Genomic DNA, 18,540 nt, shown 5'->3' with positions numbered 1-18,540 from the left:
GAGTGCCTGCGCGCCAGGCTAACCGCTGCCGCCGACTATGAGCGACGCCGGGGAAGAGCGGTCCGGTTCCCCAGTGAAATTCGTTGCCTTCCTCAGGCCCGTTCGCCACCGGGCCCGGACAGGTGCGGCAGCCGTCCGGCGGCCACCACGCCCTCGAGGTAGCCGCGCGCCCGCTCGGTCCGCGGATACGCCTCCAGCAACTGCCAGAACCGCGGCCCGTGACCGGGCACCAGGAGATGGGCCAGTTCATGGAGGAGGACGTAGTCCACGACGTACTCGGGCATGCCCTGGAGCCGGTGGGAGAGCCGGATGCTGCCCTCGGCCGGGGTGCACGAGCCCCAGCGGGTGTTCTGGTTGGTCACCCAGCGGACGGAGGCGGGCCGAGCCCGGCTCCCGAGGTACTGCTCGGACAGCAGCTCGGCGCGGGCGGCCAGTTCCGCGTCGCCCAGTATCCGCTTGCTCTCCTGCGCCGCCAGTTTGTCCAGCATCACCGTCACCCAGCGGCGCTCCTCCGCCTCCGACATCCGGGCAGGAATGAGGACCACGGTGCGGTCGCCCTCGCGGTACGCGGAGACCGTCCTGCGGCGCCGGGTGCTCCGGCGGACCTCGACCGCACTCGCGGTCGTGCCGCGGTCCGTCGGGCTCGGCACGGTGTGCGGGGTCCCGGCGGCGCTGTGCGCGGGAGGCTCCCCGGCGAAGCGAGGGGAAGGGTCGGCGGGCACGCCCCGACGTTACCCGCTGGCGCGCGGGGAAGCCCCACCCCTCACCGGGTGGCGGAACGAACCACTCCAGCGTGTGCACGGCTTGTACGACTATTGCCGTCGCCTGTGGACAGCGGTCGGCGCGGGCGGTGGCGGTCCTCGCATGCTGGGGGCAGTTCGGAGGACCGCGTCGCGGCGGAAGCCTCGACGAGGGGTCGTGGGGTCGCGAGGTCGGCGGGAAGGGCGGACCGACGGACGAGATGGACGGACCGATGGAGGGGGAAACGGGGATGCGTTCGACACATCCGATGCTCAAGCCCGCGCTGCGGCGCGCCTGGCGGAGCCGGGACACGGTGCAGTTCGGGGTGGCGGCTGCCCATGCGGTGGTGCTGGGCCCGCTGGACACGGCGACCGGCAGCTTTCTGGAGCTGCTCGACGGCACCCGCGGGCTGCCGCTGTTGCGCCAGGAAGCCCAGACCCTCGGGCTGCCGGAAGGGCGGGCCGATGCGGTGGTGGAGCGGCTGGCCGCGGCCGGGCTGCTGGAGGAATGGAGGGACGGCGGGGAGCCCGCCGCGGCCGCGGACCGGCTGCGGCCGGACGCCGCGGCGCTGTCGGTGCTGCACCGGCAGCCGGGAGCCGCGGCGCGGCTGCTCGCGGCGCGGCGGGCCACCCGGGTGCAGGTGAGGGGCGCGGGGCGGGTCGGTGCCGCGGTCGCGGCCGCGCTGTCCGCCTCGGGGGTCGGGCTGGTCGATGTGGTGGACGGCGGCTGTGTCGAGCCCTGGGACCTCGTACCCGGTGGGCTGTCGGCCGAGCAGATCGGGGAGCGGCGGGAGGTGGCCGCGCGGCGGCTGGTGCGGCGCTGTGCGCCGGGTCCCCGGCCGAGACGTCCGGCCAGGGACCCGGTGCCCTCGAATGAACCCGGGCTGGCGCTGGTGGTGATCGCTCCACGGGACGGCCTGGCGGCCTACGCCCCGGATCCGGCACCGGCCGAGCCGCTGCTGGCGGCGGGGATCCCCCATCTCTACGCGGGGGTGCTGGAGGCCACCGGGGTGGTGGGACCTCTGGTGCTGCCGGGGGCCACCCCCTGTGCCGGATGTCTCGCGGCGGGCCGTGCGGAGGAGGAGCCCGCCTGGCCCCGGATGCTCGCGCAGTGGCGGTCCGGCCGCCGCCGGTCCGCGCCCGCCTGTGACACGGCGCTGGCGGCGGTGGTCGCCGGGGTCACCGCCGCGCAGGCGCTGGCCTTCCTCGACGGGCGGGCCTCACCGGTCGCGGGTGCCCGCTGGGAGTTGGCGCTGCCCGCGCTCACCGGGGAGGTGCGGGCGCTCGAAGGGCATCCCGGATGCGCATGCGGAGCGGCCGGACGGCAGGATGCGGTATATGCCTCGGCCATGGAGGCGCGGCACGCGACAATGGCCGGGTGACCGACGTCCACGAGTGGGCGACGGGGGTCCGGGGGGCCTCCCCGGGATGGCTCAGCTGTAGTTGGAGGGGCGCATGTCCGATCTGCCGCGCAAGGCGATCACCCGAACCGCCAAACTGGCGGCGCTGCCCTTGGGATTCGCGGGGCGCGCCACATGGGGGCTCGGGAAGCGGATAGGGGGGCGACCGGCGGAGATGGTCGCGCGTGAGGTCCAGCAGCGCACCGCCGAGCAGATGTTCAAGGTGCTCGGCGAGCTCAAGGGCGGGGCCATGAAGCTGGGCCAGGCGATGTCGGTCTTCGAATCGGCGCTTCCCGAGGAGATCGCCAGGCCGTACCGGGCGGCTCTGACCAAGCTCCAGGAAGCGGCGCCGCCCATGCCCACCCGCACGGTCCACGCCCAGCTGGCCGAGCGGCTGGGGGCAGACTGGCCGGAGCTGTTCCAGGAGTTCGAGGACAAGCCGTCGGCGGCGGCCTCGATCGGCCAGGTGCACCGTGCGGTCTGGCACGACGGGCGCGCGGTGGCGGTCAAGGTGCAGTATCCGGGGGCGGGCGAGGCCCTGCTGTCGGACCTCAGCCAGCTGAGCAGGTTCGCCCGGGTGCTGGGCCCCCTGGTGCCGGGGCTCGACCTCAAGCCGCTGATCGCGGAGTTGCGGGACCGGGTGGCCGAGGAGCTGGACTACGAACTGGAGGCCGAGTCCCAGCGGGCCCATGCCGAGGAGTACACGGAGGACTCGGAGATCGTGGTGCCCGAAGTGGTGCACCAGTGCGACCAGGTACTGATCACCGAGTGGATGGAGGGGATACCGCTCTCCGAGGTGATAGCGGAGGGCGGAACAGAGCAGCGGGACCGGGCCGGGCAGCTGCTGGCGCGCTTCCTCTTCTCGGGGGCGTCCCGCACCGGGCTGCTGCACGCCGATCCCCACCCGGGCAACTTCCGGCTGCTGACCGGTGGCGCCCCGGACGGACCGCCGGAGCAGTGGAAGCTGGGCGTGCTGGACTTCGGCTCGGTGGACCGGCTGCCCGGCGGGCTGCCCACTCCCATCGGTGTCGCGCTGCGGATGGCGCTGGAGGGTGACGCCAAGGGCGTCTACGCGCTGATGCGCGAGGAGGGGTTCTTCAAGCCCACGATCGATGTGGACCCGGACGCTCTCCTGGACTTCCTGCTGCCGATGCTGGAACCGGCACAGGCCGACAGCTTCCTCTTCGACCGTAAGTGGATACGCGGCCAGGCGGCGCGGGTGGCCGACCGGCGTTCGCCCGTCTATGAGCTGGGCAATCAGCTCAATCTGCCCCCGTCGTATCTGCTGATCCACCGGGTCACGCTGAGCACGATCGGAGTGCTGTGCCAGCTCGGTGCGACGGTGCGGCTGCGGGACGAACTGGAGGCATGGGTCCCTGGCTTCGCCGCCGACCCGGAAGAGGCGGAGGTGGATGCCTCGGTGGAGGCGGACGCCTCGGCCGAGGTCGCGGAAGATGACCTGGAGATCCTGGACGAGCTGGACGGGACGGACGAGGCGGAGGCTCTCCGGGACGACGCTGCCGAGGACACGGCGGAGGATGCCGCCGCCGAGGACGAGGCGGAGGTCGGTGCCGGGGCCGTGGGCGCGGCGGAGCCCGGGGCGGCGAAGCGTCTGGTGTGAGGCGACCGGGTCCGGGCCCGGCCCTCACCACCAGGGCGAGTCGAGCCGTCCTTCGATCGCTCGGAGATGGGCACGGGCGCAGTCGTCGCAGAAGTAGCGGCGGGCACCGTTCTCGACGGAGCAGGTCCAGGTCGGCGGCGTACCGTCGGCCTGAGCGCCGCAGCGGGCGCAGACGAGGGTCCGGGTGTCCGATCGCACCGGTTCCGATGTCTTCTGGTCCACCCGGTGACGATAACTCCGCCGGCCCGGGCGCGGCGGGCAAACGCGCCCCTCTCCTTTCCGTCCCCCCGTCCGGGGGAGGCCGAAGGGCCGGTCCGATCGGACCGGCCCTTCGGTGTTTCACATCGTTCGTTCCCTCAGTGCATGACCGCCATGGCCAGGGCGCGGCGGGCACGGAGCGAGGCACGCTCGGCCTTCCGCTGCATCCGGCGGGCGGCGACGAGGCGGAGGGCGGTGCGTTCGGACTCGGCCTCGTGCAGCCGCTCGTGCATATGGGCACGAGCCAGGGCTTCTGGGATGAGTTGCATTTCTCGGTTCCTGTTCTGGCGCGACTCAGGGGCGCCTGAAGTACGGGGTGCGGGTGTTTCGGAGACCGGTGGGGTCATCGTCGGGACCTGATTCATGGGGTCGTGCGTCGCTGGGCGATCGATGGTGCCGATGGTGCTCATGCCGTGACCGGGTTCTTGCGCGGACGGCCACGCGGCCGCTTGCGGGCCACCACGACGCCCTGGACGAAGAGCTCGCCACCCCAGACACCCCAGGGCTCACGGCGGTCTTTCGCCCCGGCGAGGCAGGCCTCACGCAGCGGGCAGGTCTGGCACAGGGACTTCGCGTACTCGACGTCGGCCGGGGACTCGGCGAAGAAGACCTCCGGGTCGTAGGAGCGGCACGGTACGGCGACACCCAGGTTCTCGATGGCCTCATCGAGTTCGGTGAGGGCGGTGAGCGGCGTCAAGGAGTCCTCCGAGGAGTCAGGCGGTCGGTTCAGGTCGGTCGCTGCGGACGGGGCGTGCGTGTTGAGTTGCACGGTGGTGTGTTCCTCGTCTCTTCGTCCGGCTGGTGGCCGGGCTTCTGGCAAATCAAAAGGGCCGCGGATCCCGGTGTGGGTTCCGCGGCCCTGGAAGGTGCCGACCTGATCCTGGATCAGGCTGGATTACTCCAGGGTTCGAGCCTGCGGAGGGCCCACTTCTTGTGCTGCTGGTGCTGCTGCTTCGTCCGGGATCCGGCACCATTGGCCGCTTCGGCTGCAAAGGCATAGGCATTCGCCGCCGCCACTGCCGCTACCGCAGGTGCCTCGATCGGTCGCTCACTGAGACGCGGACGCGCGGCCTCGGCGCCGGACAGACCGGTGCCGGGCAGGGCAGAGCCGAGCTTGCAGGTGGCGACGACCGAGCGATCGGTCATTTTGATGGTCTTCATGAAGCTGATCATTGGTCTCCGCCTCCTCTCGGCGTCTCAGGGACCGGTCTGGACCAGTCCGGGCTTGTTCAGTACAACACGGATTCCCCGGTTCCCGGAAGGGCCGTTGTCTCCGTGCTCGGAAGGCTATGGGTAGCTGCTCCGCACGCGCAAACTATTTTTCCGTCGAGTTCTGCGGAGGGTCACCCGGTTGGGTTCCCGCGGCCCCGTCATCCCCCTCGCTGTCGCCTGCCAAAGGGAGTTCCTGGCCCGCACACAGCGCGAGAACATCGGCGCCGAACCGGTCGAGTTTCCGTCTTCCGACACCAGAGATGCCGGAGAGCTCCGATTCGGTTCCCGGAACGGCCTCGGCAATCGCGAGCAGTGTCTTGTCGGTGAAGACGCAGTACGCGGGCTGTGCCAGCAGCCCGGCCTGCTCCGCCCGCCAGTCGCGCAGCCGCTCGTAGAGCGCCTCGTCCAGCTCGGAGGGGCAGCCCTCGCAGCGCATCAGCTTCATCTCGCCCGCGTCGGTCAGGGTGCGGCCGCAGACCCGGCAGTGCACCGGGCCACGGCGGCGGCGCACCGCTCCCCCGGTGGCCGCGCCACCGCCGAGCGCACCGCGCTCGACCCCGCCGCCCCCGCCCGGCAGCCGCCCGGAGGCGGCTCCGGAGCCCGGTCGCAGACCGTTGAGAAAGCGGGTGGGGCGACGGGAGGCGCGGCCTCCCGGAGTGCGGGAGAGCGCCCAGGACAGGCTCAGATGACGACGGGCCCGGGTGACCCCGACATAGAGGAGACGGCGCTCCTCCTCGATCTGCTCATCGGTCTTGGCGTAGGTGATCGGCATCATGCCCTCGGTCAGACCGACCAGGAACACCGCATCCCACTCCAGGCCCTTGGCCGCGTGGAGTGAGGCGAGTGTCACACCCTCGACCGTGGGCGCGTGCTGGGCGGCGGCCCGCTCGTCCAGCTCCGCCACCAGATCGGCGAGCGTGGCCCCGGGCCTGGCCCGGACGAAGTCCTCGGCGAGCCGGACCAGGGCGGCCAGCGACTCCCAGCGGTCCCGCACCGCGCCGGAGCCCGCCGGCGGCTCCGGGGTCCAGCCGCGGGTGCCCAGCACCGCGCGCACCTGGGAGGGCACATCGTCATCGGTGAGGGCGGGGTCGGCGCTCCCGGCGCGGGCCGCGCCGCGCAGCAGCAGCCCGGCCTCGCGCACCTCGGGCCGCTCGAAGAACCGCTCGGCGCCGCGCATCTGGTAGGGCACCTGGGCATCGGCCAGGGCCTGCTCATACAGCTCGGACTGGGCGTTGACCCGGTAGAGCACGGCGATCTGGCTCGCCGGGACCCCGCCGCCGCCCTCCGCCACCGGGGTGATCAGCTCACGGATCCGGCGGGCGGTGGCCTCCGCCTCGGCGGGCTCGTCCGCATGGGCGGCGTAGACCGGCTCCGGACCGGAGTCGCGCTGGGAGATCAGCTCCAGCCGGTGCTCGGCGGCCCGGCCGCGGGCCTGGGCGAGCAGCCCGTTGGCCAGGTGGACCACCTGGGGGGTGGAGCGGTAGTCCCGGACCAGCTTGACCACGGTGGCGCCGGGGTGCCGGGTGCGGAAGTCCAGCAGATGGTCGGGGGTGGCCCCGGTGAAGGAGTAGATGGTCTGGCTGGCGTCCCCGACCACGCACAGGCTCTGGCGGTCACCGAGCCACAGTTCGAGCAGCCGCTGCTGCAAGGGGCTGACGTCCTGGTACTCGTCGACCACGAAGTGCTGGTACTGACGGCGCACCTGATCGGCGATGTCCTGCCGCTCCTGGAGCACCCCGACCGTCAGCAGCAGCACATCCTCGAAGTCGATCACTCCGCGGTCGCGCTTCATCTGCTCGTAGCCCGCGTAGATCCGGGCGATCTCGGCCGGATCGCGCGGGGCCTCCCGGCCGGATTTGGCCGAGGCCGCCGGATAGTCCTCCGGCACGGTCTGGGTGACCTTGGACCATTCGATCTCGCCGGTCACATCCCGCAGCTCATTGCGGTCCAGCCGGACCCGGCAGCGCGCGGCGGCCTCGGCCACCAGCTGCACCTTGCGCTCCAGCAGCCGCGGCACCTCGCCGCCGACCGCCTTGGGCCAGAAGTACTGGAGCTGGCGCAGGGCCGCCGAGTGGAAGGTGCGCGCCTGCACCCCGCCCGCGCCGAGCTGGCGCAGCCGCCCGCGCATCTCCCCCGCGGCCCGGTTGGTGAAGGTCACGGCGAGCACGCTGGCGGGCTGGAGGATGCCCGCCCGGACCCCGTAGGCGATCCGGTGGGTGATCGCCCGGGTCTTGCCGGTGCCGGCCCCGGCCAGCACGCACACCGCGCCGTGCAGGGCCGTCGCCACCTCGCGCTGCTCGGGGTCGAGCCCCTCGAGCACCGCGTCGGCATCACGCGGGGTGGCCGCATAGGCGCTCGGCGTGGGGCCCTGCGGGAAGAGAGTGGAGGACGTTGCTGCTGTCACCCCGCCATGCTGCCAGTTCCTCTGAGGCACCCGCGCCGGTTGTCCACAGCTGTGGGGATGCGGTCGTACTTATCCCCGGGGGCCGGTGGATCCCCGGGCGATCCCGGGAATCCCCGGGAATGACCCGGAGGTGCCGGACGTTCTCCCTCTGCCCACCCACCGACCACCGAGGAGAGCGAAACCGATGTCCGGCACCGTGACGATGTACAGCACCACCTGGTGCGGCTACTGCCGCCGCCTGAAGGGCCAGATGGACCGCGAGGGCATCGCGTACACCGAGATCAACATCGAGCAGGACCCGGACTCGGCGGCCTTCGTCGAGAAGGCGAACGGCGGTAACCAGACCGTCCCCACCGTCCTCTTCCCGGACGGCTCGACGCTGACCAACCCTTCGCTCGCCCAGGTCAAGGCGAAGGTCGCGGTCTGATCGAGGACCCCGGCCCGGCCTGAGTCCAGGACCCCGGCCGCGGCGTGTGCGCCCCGGGCCGCCGAAGGCCCGGGGCCGCCGGGCTCAGCCCAGCGGGCCGCGCGGCAGCGGCTTGCCGTACCAGAGCTCGATCAGCCGGGCCGCGATCGAGATCCCGGACGGAGGCAGCACCTCCCCGCTCTCGATCGCGGTCCGCAGATCGTCCCGGGAGAACCAGCGGGCCTCGTGGATCTCCTCCCCGTCCACCTGGATCCGGGAGGACGTGGCCCGTGCCATGAAGCCCAGCATCAGGCTGGAGGGGAACGGCCACGGCTGGCTGGCCACGTACTCCACGTCGCCGACCCGGACGCCCACCTCCTCCGCCACCTCGCGGACCACCGCCTGTTCGATCGACTCGCCGGGCTCCACGAACCCGGCCAGCGTCGAGAAGCGCCCCTCCGGCCAGTGCACCTGGCGGCCCAGCAGCGCCCGGTCCAGCTCATCGGTCACCAGCATGATCACGGCCGGGTCGGTACGCGGGTAGTGCTCGGCGCCGCACGCCGGGCAGCGGCGGATATGACCCGCCGCCGCGATCACCGTGCGCTCACCGCAGCGTGAGCAGAAGCGGTGCAGCCGCTGCCAGTTCTCCAGGGCCACGGCGTGCACCAGCAGCCCCGCGTCCCGCTCGGACAGCAGCGCGCCCGCCTCGCGCAGCCCCGCGGGCCGTGCCGACTGGTCCATCCGGCCGGGCAACGCGTCCTTCTGGAGCGCGAAGTAGCGCACCCCGTCCTCGTCCGTCCCCAGGAAATAGCGGTGGGTCTCGGTCGGCGGGGCCTCGAAGGCCGGCGTCATGACCAGCTCGGTGCGTCCGTCAGGGGTGTCGTCGACCAGGGCCTGGCCGCCGGAGACCACGAAGACCCGCGTGGTCGGGTGACTCCACGCCGCGGCCAGCCACGCCTCGTCGAGGCGGTGGTGCGCCGCGCGGTCGATCCCGCTCGCGGCGCTGAGCGGGATCGCCCCGATGGCGGTGCGGTCGGTCCAGGTGGTCACGGCTGCTTCCAACTCCCCCTGCGAGACGGGTGGCTTCCATTCATCGGCGGGCTGCTCATCGGCGGGCTACGCCCGTCCATTCTCCGCGAGATCGCCCCAGAGGTAGGCGGCGGTCTCGGCGCCCTTCAGCAGCAGATCGAGCTCGACCTTCTCGTTCGGCGCGTGCCAGCCGTCCGACGGCACCGAGATGCCCAGGAAGAGCACCGGCGCCTCCAGGACGTCCTGGAGGTCGGCGGCGGGTCCGGAGCCGCCCTCGCGGGTGAAGCGGACCTTCTGTCCGAACGCACGCCCCATGGCGCGCACCACCGACTGGAGGGCCGGGTGGTCCAGCGGGGTCAGACAGGGGCGGGTCGCTCCCCAGAAGGTGATCTCGTGGCGGATCCCGGCCGGGAGCCGGGCCGCGACCCAGTCCCGCACGGCCGTCTGGACCTTCTCCCCGTCCTGTCCGGCCACCAGCCGGAACGACAGCTTCAGCTGCGCGGTGGACGGCACGATCGTCTTGCCGCCGGGGCCCTGGTAGCCCCCGGCGATCCCGTTGACCTCGGCGGTCGGACGGGCCCAGATCCGCTCCAGGGTGGAGTACCCCGCCTCGCCCAGCGCGGCGTGCGAATGTGCGGTGCGCAGCCAGGCGGCCTCGTCGAAGGGCAGCTCGGCGAAGAGCTCGCGCTCACGGTCGGTCAGCTCCACGACACCGTCGTAGAAGCCGGGGACCGCCACCCGGCGGTCCTCGTCGTGCAGGGCGGCGGCCAGCCGGGCGGCCTCGGTGGCCGGGTTGGGCACCGCGCCGCCGAAGGAGCCGGAGTGGATGTCCTGATCGGGGCCGGAGAGGTCGATCTGGCAGTCGGTGAGCCCCCGCATCCCGGTGCAGACGGTCGGGGTGTCCTCGGACCACATCCCGGTGTCGGAGACGATCACGGCGTCACAGACCAGCCGGTCCGCGCGGTCCTGGATCAGCCGGGGGAAGTGCGGGGAGCCGGACTCCTCCTCGCCCTCGATCAGCAGCTTGAGGTTGACGGCGGGCGCGTCACGGCCGGTGGCCGCCAGATGGGCGCGGACCCCCAGGGTGTGGAAGAGCACCTGCCCCTTGTCGTCGGCGGCGCCCCGGGCGTGCAGCCTGCCGTCCGCGATGACGGGGTCGAAGGGATCGGTGCGCCAGCCGTCCTCACGGGCGGCGGGCTGGACGTCGTGGTGGCCGTAGACGAGCACGGTGGGCGCGTCCGGATCGCCGGACGGCCACGCGGCGAACACGGCGGGCGCGCCGGGGGTGTCCCAGATCTCGACCACCGGGAAGCCCGTCGCCGTCAGGTGCTCGGAGAGCCACTGGGCGCTGCGGCGGACGTCGTCCGCGCGGGCGGGGTCGGCCGAGACGGACGGTATGCGCAGCCACTCGGAGAGATCGTCGAGGAAGGCTGGGCCATGACCGTCCACGAAGGCGCGGACCGCATTGTCCGTGTCCGGAGTGTCGCTCATGGCCATGAGCCTATCGGCCCCATCGGGACGAAAGCCGCGCGGCCTCCGGGCCGCTCATGTGTGCTCGCTCTCAGTCACGGAACGGACAGCGGCGCCATCGTTTCCGATCAGTTCCGCAGCCGGGTCACCGGTCCCGTCCGGAGCCTCGTCCTCAGCCTCGTCCGCGCCCAGCAGGATCCGTTCCAGCTCCGCCCGGCCGGGCAGACCGGACGGGCGCACCAGTTCGCCGGTGCGGACGTACAGGAACGCCGCCGAGACCTCCGACAGCGGCAATCCGTGCTGCTCGGCCCAGGCCAGCCGGTAGACGGCGAGCTGGAGCGGATCGGCGTCCTGGGCACGGCCGGTCTTCCAGTCGACGATCTCGAAGCCGCCGTCAGGACCCGGCGCGCGGTACACCGCGTCGATCCGGCCGCGGATCGTCCGCCCGGCCAGGGTGAGCTGGACCGGCGCTTCGACACGGAACGGGGTGCGCCGGGCGTACGGGGTGCGCTCGAACGCCTCCTTGAGCGCGGCCAGGTCCCGTTCGTCCGTGATCCCCGCCCCGGCACCGACGCCGCCGGTGCCGTCCGGGTCGTCCTCGGATCCGGGCAGCTCGTCCGGTCCGAGGAAGGGCAGCGGCACCTCCTCGAAACGCGACTCGACCCATGCGTGGAAGCGGGTGCCCCGGCGCGCGGCGGGCTGCGGCGGCCGCGGCATGGGACGGGCCAGCTCCCGCGCGAAGCCGTCGGGGTCCGCCGCCAGCCGCAGCAGCTGGGACGCGCTCAGCGACAGGGGTACGGGCACCTCGTGCACGGTCGTACGGGCGCGGCGCAGCTCCCCGGCGAGCGCGTCGAGATCGCGGTCCCAGGAGGCGATCATCCGCGCCTGCTCGGGCGGCAGGGCGGGGTCCTCCGGCGCCGGGCGGACGTCGTCGAACGGCACCTCGTCGAACGCGCCGTCGTCATACGCGCCCTCGTCATGCCGCTCGCCGCCGGGCGGACCGTGGGACCCACCGGACCCCGCCGGGTCCTCGACGTCTCCGGCGTCTCCGGCGTCTCCGGCATCCTCGTACGGGTCGCCGAACGCCTCGTCTTCGTGCGCGTCCCCGTACTCGTCCTCCGGCGGCGCCTCGGGCCAGAAGCCGGGGTCCTCCTCCGGGGCCGCCGCGTCCTCCCCGGCGTGCGGCTCTTCCTCCGCCGCCTCCAGCCGCGCCAGATGGCCGAGGACGATCTCCGCCGCGCGGCGCCGGCGGGCGAGGGCATCCGGGTCGAGCGGAAGCGGCCAGGCGCGGTCGGCGGTGGCCTCCTTCAGGGCCGGGTTCTCCTCGTCCTCCTCCGGCTCCGGGGCCCATGCCTCCACCTCGCCGTGGCCGGATTCGCAGTGCTCGCGCAGCGCCTCCAGGAAGGCGGACGGACCGCGGGGCCGCTTCTGGTTCGGCCCCCACCAGTGGCCCGAGCCGAGCAGCAGGGACCGGGGACGGGTGAAGGTCACATAGCCGAGCCGCAGTTCCTCGGTCCGCTGGTGCTCCCGCATCGCCTCCTTGAAGGCGGCCAGCCCCTTGCTGTCCCAGTCGGTGACGTCCGGCAGGGTGGCCGCGTCGCCGCGCAGCCCGTGCGGGAGGACCTTGGCGGCGGACGTCCAGGACTCGCGCGCCTGCTCACTCGGGAACTGCTTGGCGACCAGCCCGGGCACGGCCACCACATCCCACTCCAGCCCCTTGGACTTGTGCGCGGTGAGCACCTTGACGGTGTTCTCGCCGCCGGGGAGGGAGTTGTCGAGCCCCTTCTCGTACTGCGCGGCGGTCCGCAGGAAGGCCAGGAAGCCCTGGAGGGTGGCCTCGCCCTCCACCGGGGCCTCGCCCTGGCGCCCGGCGAAGGAGGCGGCGACGTCCAGGAAGTTGCCCAGCGTCTCGCGGCGGCGGGCGGCCAGGGCGTGCGGCGAGGCGGACAGCTCGACCTCCAGACCGGTGGCGGTCAGCACCCGGTGCAGGACGTCCATCAGCGGATCGCCCAGTGAGCGGCGCAGATCGCGGAGTTCGGCGGCGAGCCGCGCGAAGCGGATCCGGGCCTCGGCGGAGAACGGCAGACCGCCGTCCGGACCGCGGCCCTCGCCACCGGCTTCCGGGAGGCCGGGGTCGAGGAAGGTGTCGAGCGCGTCGGCGAGCGAGATCACCTCGGCCGGGTCCACACCCTCGACGGCCTCGGCCAGTCTGCGGTCCGGATCGTCCCCGGCGCCGTCCGGGCCGCCGGAGGCGACCAGGGCACGCGCCCGCCGCCCCAGCAGCGCCAGATCGCGGGGGCCGATCCGCCAGCGCGGACCGGTGAGCAGCCGGACCAGTGCGGCGTTGGCGCCCGGGTCCTGGAGGACCTCGCAGACGGCCACCAGGTCGGCGATCTCCGGCAGGTGCAGCAGCCCGGAGAGCCCGACGACCTCGACCGGGATGTCCCGTTCCACCAGGGCGCCCTGGATCTCGGCGAAGTCCCCGGCCGTACGGCAGAGCACCGCGATCTCACCGGGCGGGGTGCCGGTGCGCACCAGATGGGCGAGCGAGTCGGCCAGCCAGCGCAGCTCCTCGGCGTGGGTGGGCAGCAGGGCGCAGCGCACCACCCCGTCCCGTTCGGCGCCGGGGGCGGGCCGCAGCGCCTCCACGCCCTCGTGCATCGCGCGCAGGGGCGCCGCGAGCCCGTTGGCGAGGTCCAGCAGCCGCCCGCCGCTGCGCCGGTTCTCGCTGAGCGCGAAGCGGCGGGCCGGGCTGCCGTCGGCGTGCGGGAAGTGCCGGGGGAAGTCGTCGAGGTTGGCCACGGAGGCACCGCGCCAGCCGTAGATGGCCTGGCAGGGGTCGCCGACGGCGGTGACCGGATGGCCGGTGCCGCCGCCGAAGAGTCCGGAGAGCAGCAGCCGCTGGGCGACGGAGGTGTCCTGGTACTCGTCGAGCAGCACCACCGCGTAGTCCTCGCGCAGGATCCGGCCGACCTCCGCGCGGGTGCGCGCGAGGGCCGCCGAGTGGGCGATCTGGTCGCCGAAGTCCAGCAGGTCGCGGCGGCGCTTCTCGTCCCGGTACGCCTCGACCAGGCCCAGCAGCTCCAGCCGGGCGCGCGCGGTGGCGGGCACCTTGCGCAGGGCCTCGTTGGTCAGCCGCACCCCGTCCAGGGCGGTCAGCAGCCCGGTGTCATGGGCCCGCAGCCGCTCGGCGGTGACGAGGTGTTCGGCCAGCTCGGCGTCGAGCGCCAGCAGATCGGTGACCAGGTCGGCGAACGGGCGGGTGAGCGCCGGGTACGGGCCGGGGGCGGAGCGCAGCACGCGCGCGGCGAGCTGGAAGCGGGTGGCGTCGGCGAGCAGCCGGGCGGTCGGTTCCAGGCCGATGCGCAGCCCGTGCTCCTTGAGGAGCTGTCCGGCGAAGGCGTGGTACGTGGAGATGGCGGGTTCGCCCGCGGCCGCGTCCGCGTCGCCCGGGTCGGGGTCGAGGTCGACCACGCCCGCCTTGACCAGCGCGCCGCGTACGCGCTCGGCCAGTTCGCCCGCCGCCTTGTTGGTGAAGGTCAGGCCGAGCACCCGCTCGGGCGCGACCTGCCCGGTGCCCACCAGCCAGACCACCCGCGCGGCCATCACCGTGGTCTTGCCGGAGCCCGCTCCGGCGACGATCACCTGCGGGGCGGGCGGCGCGGTGATGCACGCCGTCTGCTCCGGGGTGAACGGGATCCCGAGCAGCTCCTTGAGCTCCTCGGGATCGGTGATGCGGGCTGACACTCGGTTGAGGCTATCGGTCCCCTCCGACAGCCGGACACCAACCCGGGACGGCCTCGAACAAGCCGGGACGGAAACGGATATGACGGGACAGAGGCGGAGTGAAACGAGCGGAAGTGTCCGATTCCCGGCACCAGGGAATCCCGGGTCAGGCACCGCGGACCGTGTGAGCCGGGCCACGGCGGCGCTCAGTCCACCACGTGCCGTCCCTCGGCGCGGGCGCTGCACGAGGCGCGGAAGGAACAGCGGTTGCAGTGCTCGCCCGCGCTCGGCGCGAACCGCTCGTCCAGCACCCGTCCGGCCGCGGTGGCGAGCAGGTCGCCCACCCACTCCCCGTCCGGCGGCTCCTGCGCCTGCACCTTGGGGACGCTCTCACCGCCCTCCTTCCTGGCCGCGCCCTGGCGGAGCTGGACCAGCTCCGCGCCGCCCGGCTCGGGACGGTCGTCGCCGAACAGGCCGTCGACGGCGCCCTCGCGCACCGCAAGCTGATAGACCGCGAGCTGGGGGTGGCGCTCCACCGCGCCGCGCGTCACCGGCTGCTTCCCGGTCTTGAAGTCCACGACGTACGCCCGGCCCTCGGTGTCCGCCTCGACACGGTCCATGCTGCCGCGGATGCGCACCTGGTAGGCGTCCGCCTCCAGGGTGACGTCGAAGCCGTGCTCGGAGGCGACCGGCGTCCGGCCGCCGCGCTCCATCACATGCCAGCGCAGGAACCGCTCCAGCGCGGCCCGCGCGTTCTCCTTCTCCTGCCGTGACTTCCAGGGGGCGTCGAAGGACAGCGCGTCCCAGACCGAGTCCAGCCGCTCCATCAGGACGGCGAGATCGGCCGGGGTGCGGCCGGAGGCGACCTCGTCGGCCAGGACGTGGACGACGTTCCCGAAGCCCTGGGCGGCGGTCGAGGGCGCGTCCGCCTTGACCTCGCGCCCCAGGAACCACTGGAGCGAACAGGTGTTGACGAGCTGGTCGAGCGCGCTGCCGGAGAGCGCCACCGGCCGGTCCCGGTCACGCAGCGGGACCTCGCTGTGCGTCGGCTCGTACAGCCCCCACCAGCGGTAGGGGTGGGCCGCCGGGACGAGCGGCTGGCCCTCCTCGTCGCGCAGCGCGGCCAGCCGCGCCAGCCGCCGCGCGGCGGCGTCCCGCAGCGTCCCGGGGGCCTCCGGATCGACGGTGACGGCGCGCAGCTCGGCGACGAGCGCGGCCACCGACAGCGGACGGCGCGGACGCTGCGTGACATCCACGGGGGTGACGCCGAGTTCGGCCAGGAAGCGGGAGGGCTGGTCCCCGTCGTCGGAGGCGGCCTTGACGGCGGTGACCACCAGCCGGTCCCGGGCCCGGGTGGCCGCCACGTAGAACAGCCGTCGCTCCTCGGCGAGCAGCGCGCCCGGCGGCAGCGGCTCGGCCAGGCCGTCGCGGCCGATCCGGTCCGCCTCCAGGAGCGAACCGCGGCGCCGCAGATCGGGCCACAGCCCCTCCTGGACGCCCGCCACGACCACCAGCCGCCACTCCAGGCCCTTGGAGCGGTGGGCGGTCATCAGCCGTACGGCGTCGGGGCGGGCCATCCGGCGCGAGAGGGTGTCGGCGGCGATGTCCTGGGCGTCGATCTCCTCCAGGAAGTTGAGGGCGCCCCGGCCGCCGGTGCGCTCCGCGCGCGCGGCGGTCTCGAACAGCGCGCACACCGCGTCCAGGTCGCGGTCCGCGTTCCGCCCGGCGGCACCGCCGCGCTGGGCGGCGCGCTCCAGCCGGCCGGGCCAGGAGGTGCCGTCCCACAGCCGCCACAGCGCCTCCTCCGCGGTGCCGCCCCGGGCCAGCGCCTCCCGCGCGGAGTGCAGCAGCCGCCCCAGCTGCTGGGCGCCGCGCGCATACGCGGGGTCGTGGACGGCCAGTCGTCCGGGCTCGGCGAGCGCCTCGGCCAGCAGGGTGTCCGAGGGACGCGGCACCGCCTTGCCCGCGGTCCGCTCCTCCTCGCGCAGCGCCCGGCCCAGCCGGCGCAGATCGGCGGCGTCCATCCCGCCCAGCGGCGACGCCAGCAGGGTGAGCGCGGTCTCCACGTCGAGGGACGCGGTGAGTCCGCCCGCCTCCGGCAGCGCGGCCGTGGCGGTGGCCCGCAGCGCGGTCAGCAGCGGGGCCACCGCGGGTTCATGGCGCAGCGGGATGTCATCGCCGTCCACCTCGACCGGGACCCCGGCGGAGGTGAGGGCACGGCGCACACCGGGGAGCGAGCGCCCTCCGGCGCGCACCAGGACGGCCATCTCACTCCACGGCACACCGTCCTCGAGGTGGGCGCGGCGCAGGATGTCGGCCACGTTGTCGAGCTCGGCGCCCGCGGTGGGATAGGTGTACGCCTCGACCTGGCCGCCGTCGCGGGCCGCGGTCGGCTCCCGGTGGGCGCGCACCGCGTCGGCGGGCAGCCGGGTGAGCGGCATCCGGCGGGCGATCAGCCGGGTGGCCGCCAGGAGGCGGGCCCCGGAGCGGCGGGAGGTGGTGAGCACCGCCACGTCCGCGGGTCTGCCGTCCGGCCGCCGGAAGGCGTCCGGGAACCCGAGGATGCCGCCCACGTCGGCGCCGCGGAACGCATAGATGGACTGGTCGGGGTCGCCGAACGCGACGAGGGTGCGCCCGCGCGCCATCCGGGGTGCCCGCCGGGACGCCGCGGTGCGCCCGCCCCCGTGGACGCCCGCGAGCGCGCGCAGCAGCCGCCCCTGGGCGGCGTCGGTGTCCTGGTACTCGTCGACGAACACCGCGTCGTAGCGCGCCGCCAGTCCGGCCGCGACGTCCGGCCGCTCGGCCAGCAGCACCGCGCGGTGCACCAGCTCGGCGTAGTCCAGCACCCCCTGGGCGTCCAGCACGTCCAGGTACTCGGCGAGGAAGTCCGCCGCGGCGCCCCAGTCGGGGCGGCCGGTGCGCGCCGCGAAGTCCCCCAGGGCACGCGGTCCGAGGCCCAGCTCCCGGCTGCGCGCGAGCACGGCGCGCACCTCGTCCGCGAAGCCGCGGGTGGTCAGACAGGCGCGCAGCTCATCGGGCCAGCGGGCGGACGCCCGCCCCTCGCGCGCCAGCTCGGCCTGGCCCGCGAGCAGCTCCCGGACGGCCACGTCCTGTTCGGGTCCGGACAGCAGCCGCAGCGGATCGGCGAACAGATCGGCGTCCTGGTGGGCGCGGACCAGGGCGTAGCAGAACGAGTGGAAGGTGGTGGCCTGCGGGGCGGTGGCGCCGCCCATGCGCGCGGCCATCCGGTCGCGCAGCTCGACGGCGGCCTTGCGGCTGAAGGTGAGGACGAGGATCCGCTCCGGGTCCGCGCCCTCCCGCGTCCGGCGGGCCACCGCCTCCACGAGCGTCGTGGTCTTCCCGGTGCCCGGTCCGGCGAGGACGAGCAGCGGACCCTCCGGGTGACGGACCACGGCGCGCTGATGTGCGTCCAGGACAGGCGGGGCGACGGACTCCGGCCGGTGACGGACCAGCCGGTACCTGCCCGGGGACGGCGGCCGTGAGGAAGGCTGCCGCGCCTGCCGCTGTCGCGGGAGGGACGAGGAGGAGGAGCTCACGTGGATCGCCGGTCCTGGTGGGTTGGCTGGGTGCGGGACAGCCTCTCATGTGCCGCGGAAGGTCACGGGGAAGGCTGTGGACAACCCCACGCGCCCGCCGGGACGGCGTCGATGGCGGGTGTCCTGCGGTGCGCGGGCGGCGCACGCGCGCGCCGGACGCGCGTCCGGACGGGGCGCGCGCCGTGACGTCACGGACGGTCCGCGCCGCGGTCCGGGGCGCTGCTCGGGACGCTGCTCGGGGCCGGAGAAACGCCCCGGACCGCGCTGCCACTCCCGTCGACCGCGCTGCTACTCCGGTCCCGGCGGGGCCGCTCCGCCGTCGGCCCGCCGGCCGTCCCAGCGGGCCGCGCGCAGATCGAGCCGGGGCAGATGGCCCTCCGCCGAGCGCGGGGCCTCCCGCAGCGGGGTGCCCTCCTCACGGTAGTGACCGAGCGCACGCAGCTCATGGCCCGGGAGCAGCGCGCCGTCCGCGCGGACCACCCGCCACCACGGCACGGCGCCCCCGTAGAGCGCCATCACCCGGCCGACCTGGCGCGGTCCGCCCTCGCCCAGCCATTCGGCGATGTCCCCGTAGGTCATCACCCGGCCAGGCGGGATCAGCTCGGCGACCTCCAGCACCCGCTCCGCGTACTCGGGCAGCTCCTCGCCGCCCGGTTCCTCGTTCTCCCGGCTCATCGGACCCATCCTGCCGCACCCCACCGACACTCCCCCGGGCCC

The 18,540-nt window shown here is 74.0% G+C and carries 14 protein-coding genes; 3 read left to right on the top strand and 11 right to left on the bottom strand.

Features of this window, described 5'->3' with window-relative positions:
• Nucleotides 1-92 precede the first annotated feature (92 nt).
• Nucleotides 93-722, bottom strand: a complete 630-nt coding sequence (locus NMK44_RS04100) for a M48 metallopeptidase family protein (RefSeq protein WP_254738261.1) — start codon at nt 720-722, stop codon at nt 93-95.
• A gap of 269 nt (nt 723-991) precedes the next feature.
• On the opposite strand from NMK44_RS04100, the gene NMK44_RS04095 reads away from it, so the two are divergent.
• Both NMK44_RS04095 and NMK44_RS04090 read left to right on the top strand, forming a co-directional pair.
• Nucleotides 992-2,122, top strand: coding sequence for a ThiF family adenylyltransferase (locus NMK44_RS04095; RefSeq protein ID WP_254738259.1), 1,131 nt, complete (start codon nt 992-994; stop codon nt 2,120-2,122).
• A gap of 73 nt (nt 2,123-2,195) precedes the next feature.
• Nucleotides 2,196-3,761 (top strand): ABC1 kinase family protein, encoded by a 1,566-nt coding sequence (locus tag NMK44_RS04090; RefSeq protein ID WP_254738257.1) that lies wholly within the window; start codon nt 2,196-2,198, stop codon nt 3,759-3,761.
• Between the two features lie 24 nt (nt 3,762-3,785).
• Here the strand turns inward: NMK44_RS04090 and NMK44_RS04085 are convergent, their stop codons facing one another.
• The 5 genes from NMK44_RS04085 to NMK44_RS04065 form a co-directional block, all read right to left on the bottom strand.
• Nucleotides 3,786-3,983, bottom strand: a complete 198-nt coding sequence (locus NMK44_RS04085; protein WP_254738255.1) for a hypothetical protein — start codon at nt 3,981-3,983, stop codon at nt 3,786-3,788.
• 134 nt (nt 3,984-4,117) lie between these two features.
• On the bottom strand, nt 4,118-4,429 hold the full coding sequence (locus NMK44_RS04080; protein WP_254738253.1) for a putative WhiB-interacting protein: 312 nt from the start codon (nt 4,427-4,429) through the stop codon (nt 4,118-4,120).
• Nucleotides 4,426-4,788, bottom strand: a complete 363-nt coding sequence (locus NMK44_RS04075; protein ID WP_254738251.1) for a WhiB family transcriptional regulator — start codon at nt 4,786-4,788, stop codon at nt 4,426-4,428. The genes NMK44_RS04080 and NMK44_RS04075 overlap by 4 nt, the downstream gene beginning before the upstream one ends.
• A 116-nt stretch (nt 4,789-4,904) precedes the next feature.
• The gene (locus NMK44_RS04070) at nt 4,905-5,192 is read right to left on the bottom strand and encodes a hypothetical protein (protein WP_254738249.1); all 288 of its coding nucleotides are present in this window, start codon (nt 5,190-5,192) and stop codon (nt 4,905-4,907) included.
• 142 nt (nt 5,193-5,334) lie between these two features.
• Nucleotides 5,335-7,635, bottom strand: a complete 2,301-nt coding sequence (locus NMK44_RS04065) for an ATP-dependent DNA helicase UvrD2 (protein WP_308358246.1) — start codon at nt 7,633-7,635, stop codon at nt 5,335-5,337.
• A gap of 184 nt (nt 7,636-7,819) precedes the next feature.
• On the opposite strand from NMK44_RS04065, the gene NMK44_RS04060 reads away from it, so the two are divergent.
• A complete protein-coding gene (locus NMK44_RS04060) occupies nt 7,820-8,062 on the top strand; it encodes a mycoredoxin (RefSeq protein ID WP_254738247.1) in 243 nt (80 codons plus the stop codon).
• Between the two features lie 84 nt (nt 8,063-8,146).
• Here the strand turns inward: NMK44_RS04060 and nudC are convergent, their stop codons facing one another.
• The 5 genes from nudC to NMK44_RS04035 form a co-directional block, all read right to left on the bottom strand.
• A complete protein-coding gene (gene nudC, locus NMK44_RS04055; protein WP_254738245.1) occupies nt 8,147-9,091 on the bottom strand; it encodes an NAD(+) diphosphatase in 945 nt (314 codons plus the stop codon).
• A 66-nt stretch (nt 9,092-9,157) separates the two neighbouring features.
• On the bottom strand, nt 9,158-10,561 hold the full coding sequence (locus tag NMK44_RS04050) for a dipeptidase (RefSeq protein ID WP_254738243.1): 1,404 nt from the start codon (nt 10,559-10,561) through the stop codon (nt 9,158-9,160).
• A 54-nt stretch (nt 10,562-10,615) separates the two neighbouring features.
• Complete coding sequence (locus tag NMK44_RS04045; protein ID WP_254738241.1) at nt 10,616-14,287, bottom strand: ATP-dependent helicase; 3,672 nt, start codon at nt 14,285-14,287, stop codon at nt 10,616-10,618.
• Between the two features lie 185 nt (nt 14,288-14,472).
• Complete coding sequence (locus NMK44_RS04040; RefSeq protein WP_254738239.1) at nt 14,473-17,823, bottom strand: ATP-dependent helicase; 3,351 nt, start codon at nt 17,821-17,823, stop codon at nt 14,473-14,475.
• A gap of 288 nt (nt 17,824-18,111) precedes the next feature.
• Nucleotides 18,112-18,498, bottom strand: coding sequence for an MGMT family protein (locus NMK44_RS04035; protein WP_302887741.1), 387 nt, complete (start codon nt 18,496-18,498; stop codon nt 18,112-18,114).
• Between the last annotated feature and the right edge of the window lie 42 nt (nt 18,499-18,540).

The sequence above is a fragment of the Streptomyces cucumeris genome (assembly GCF_024295805.1).
GTDB lineage: Bacteria > Actinomycetota > Actinomycetes > Streptomycetales > Streptomycetaceae > Streptomyces > Streptomyces cucumeris.
The sequence above is the reverse complement of the archived record's forward strand: the minus strand, read 5'-3'. Positions and strand labels throughout refer to the sequence as shown.

Coding starts and splice junctions, on each gene's coding strand:
- NMK44_RS04090 (WP_254738257.1), top strand. CDS start 2,196: ATGTCCGATCTGCCGCGCAAGGCGATCACCCGAACCGCCAAACTGGCG.
- NMK44_RS04035 (WP_302887741.1), bottom strand. CDS start 18,498: ATGAGCCGGGAGAACGAGGAACCGGGCGGCGAGGAGCTGCCCGAGTAC.
- NMK44_RS04050 (WP_254738243.1), bottom strand. CDS start 10,561: ATGAGCGACACTCCGGACACGGACAATGCGGTCCGCGCCTTCGTGGAC.
- NMK44_RS04095 (WP_254738259.1), top strand. CDS start 992: ATGCGTTCGACACATCCGATGCTCAAGCCCGCGCTGCGGCGCGCCTGG.
- NMK44_RS04060 (WP_254738247.1), top strand. CDS start 7,820: ATGTCCGGCACCGTGACGATGTACAGCACCACCTGGTGCGGCTACTGC.
- NMK44_RS04080 (WP_254738253.1), bottom strand. CDS start 4,429: ATGAGCACCATCGGCACCATCGATCGCCCAGCGACGCACGACCCCATG.
- NMK44_RS04070 (WP_254738249.1), bottom strand. CDS start 5,192: ATGATCAGCTTCATGAAGACCATCAAAATGACCGATCGCTCGGTCGTC.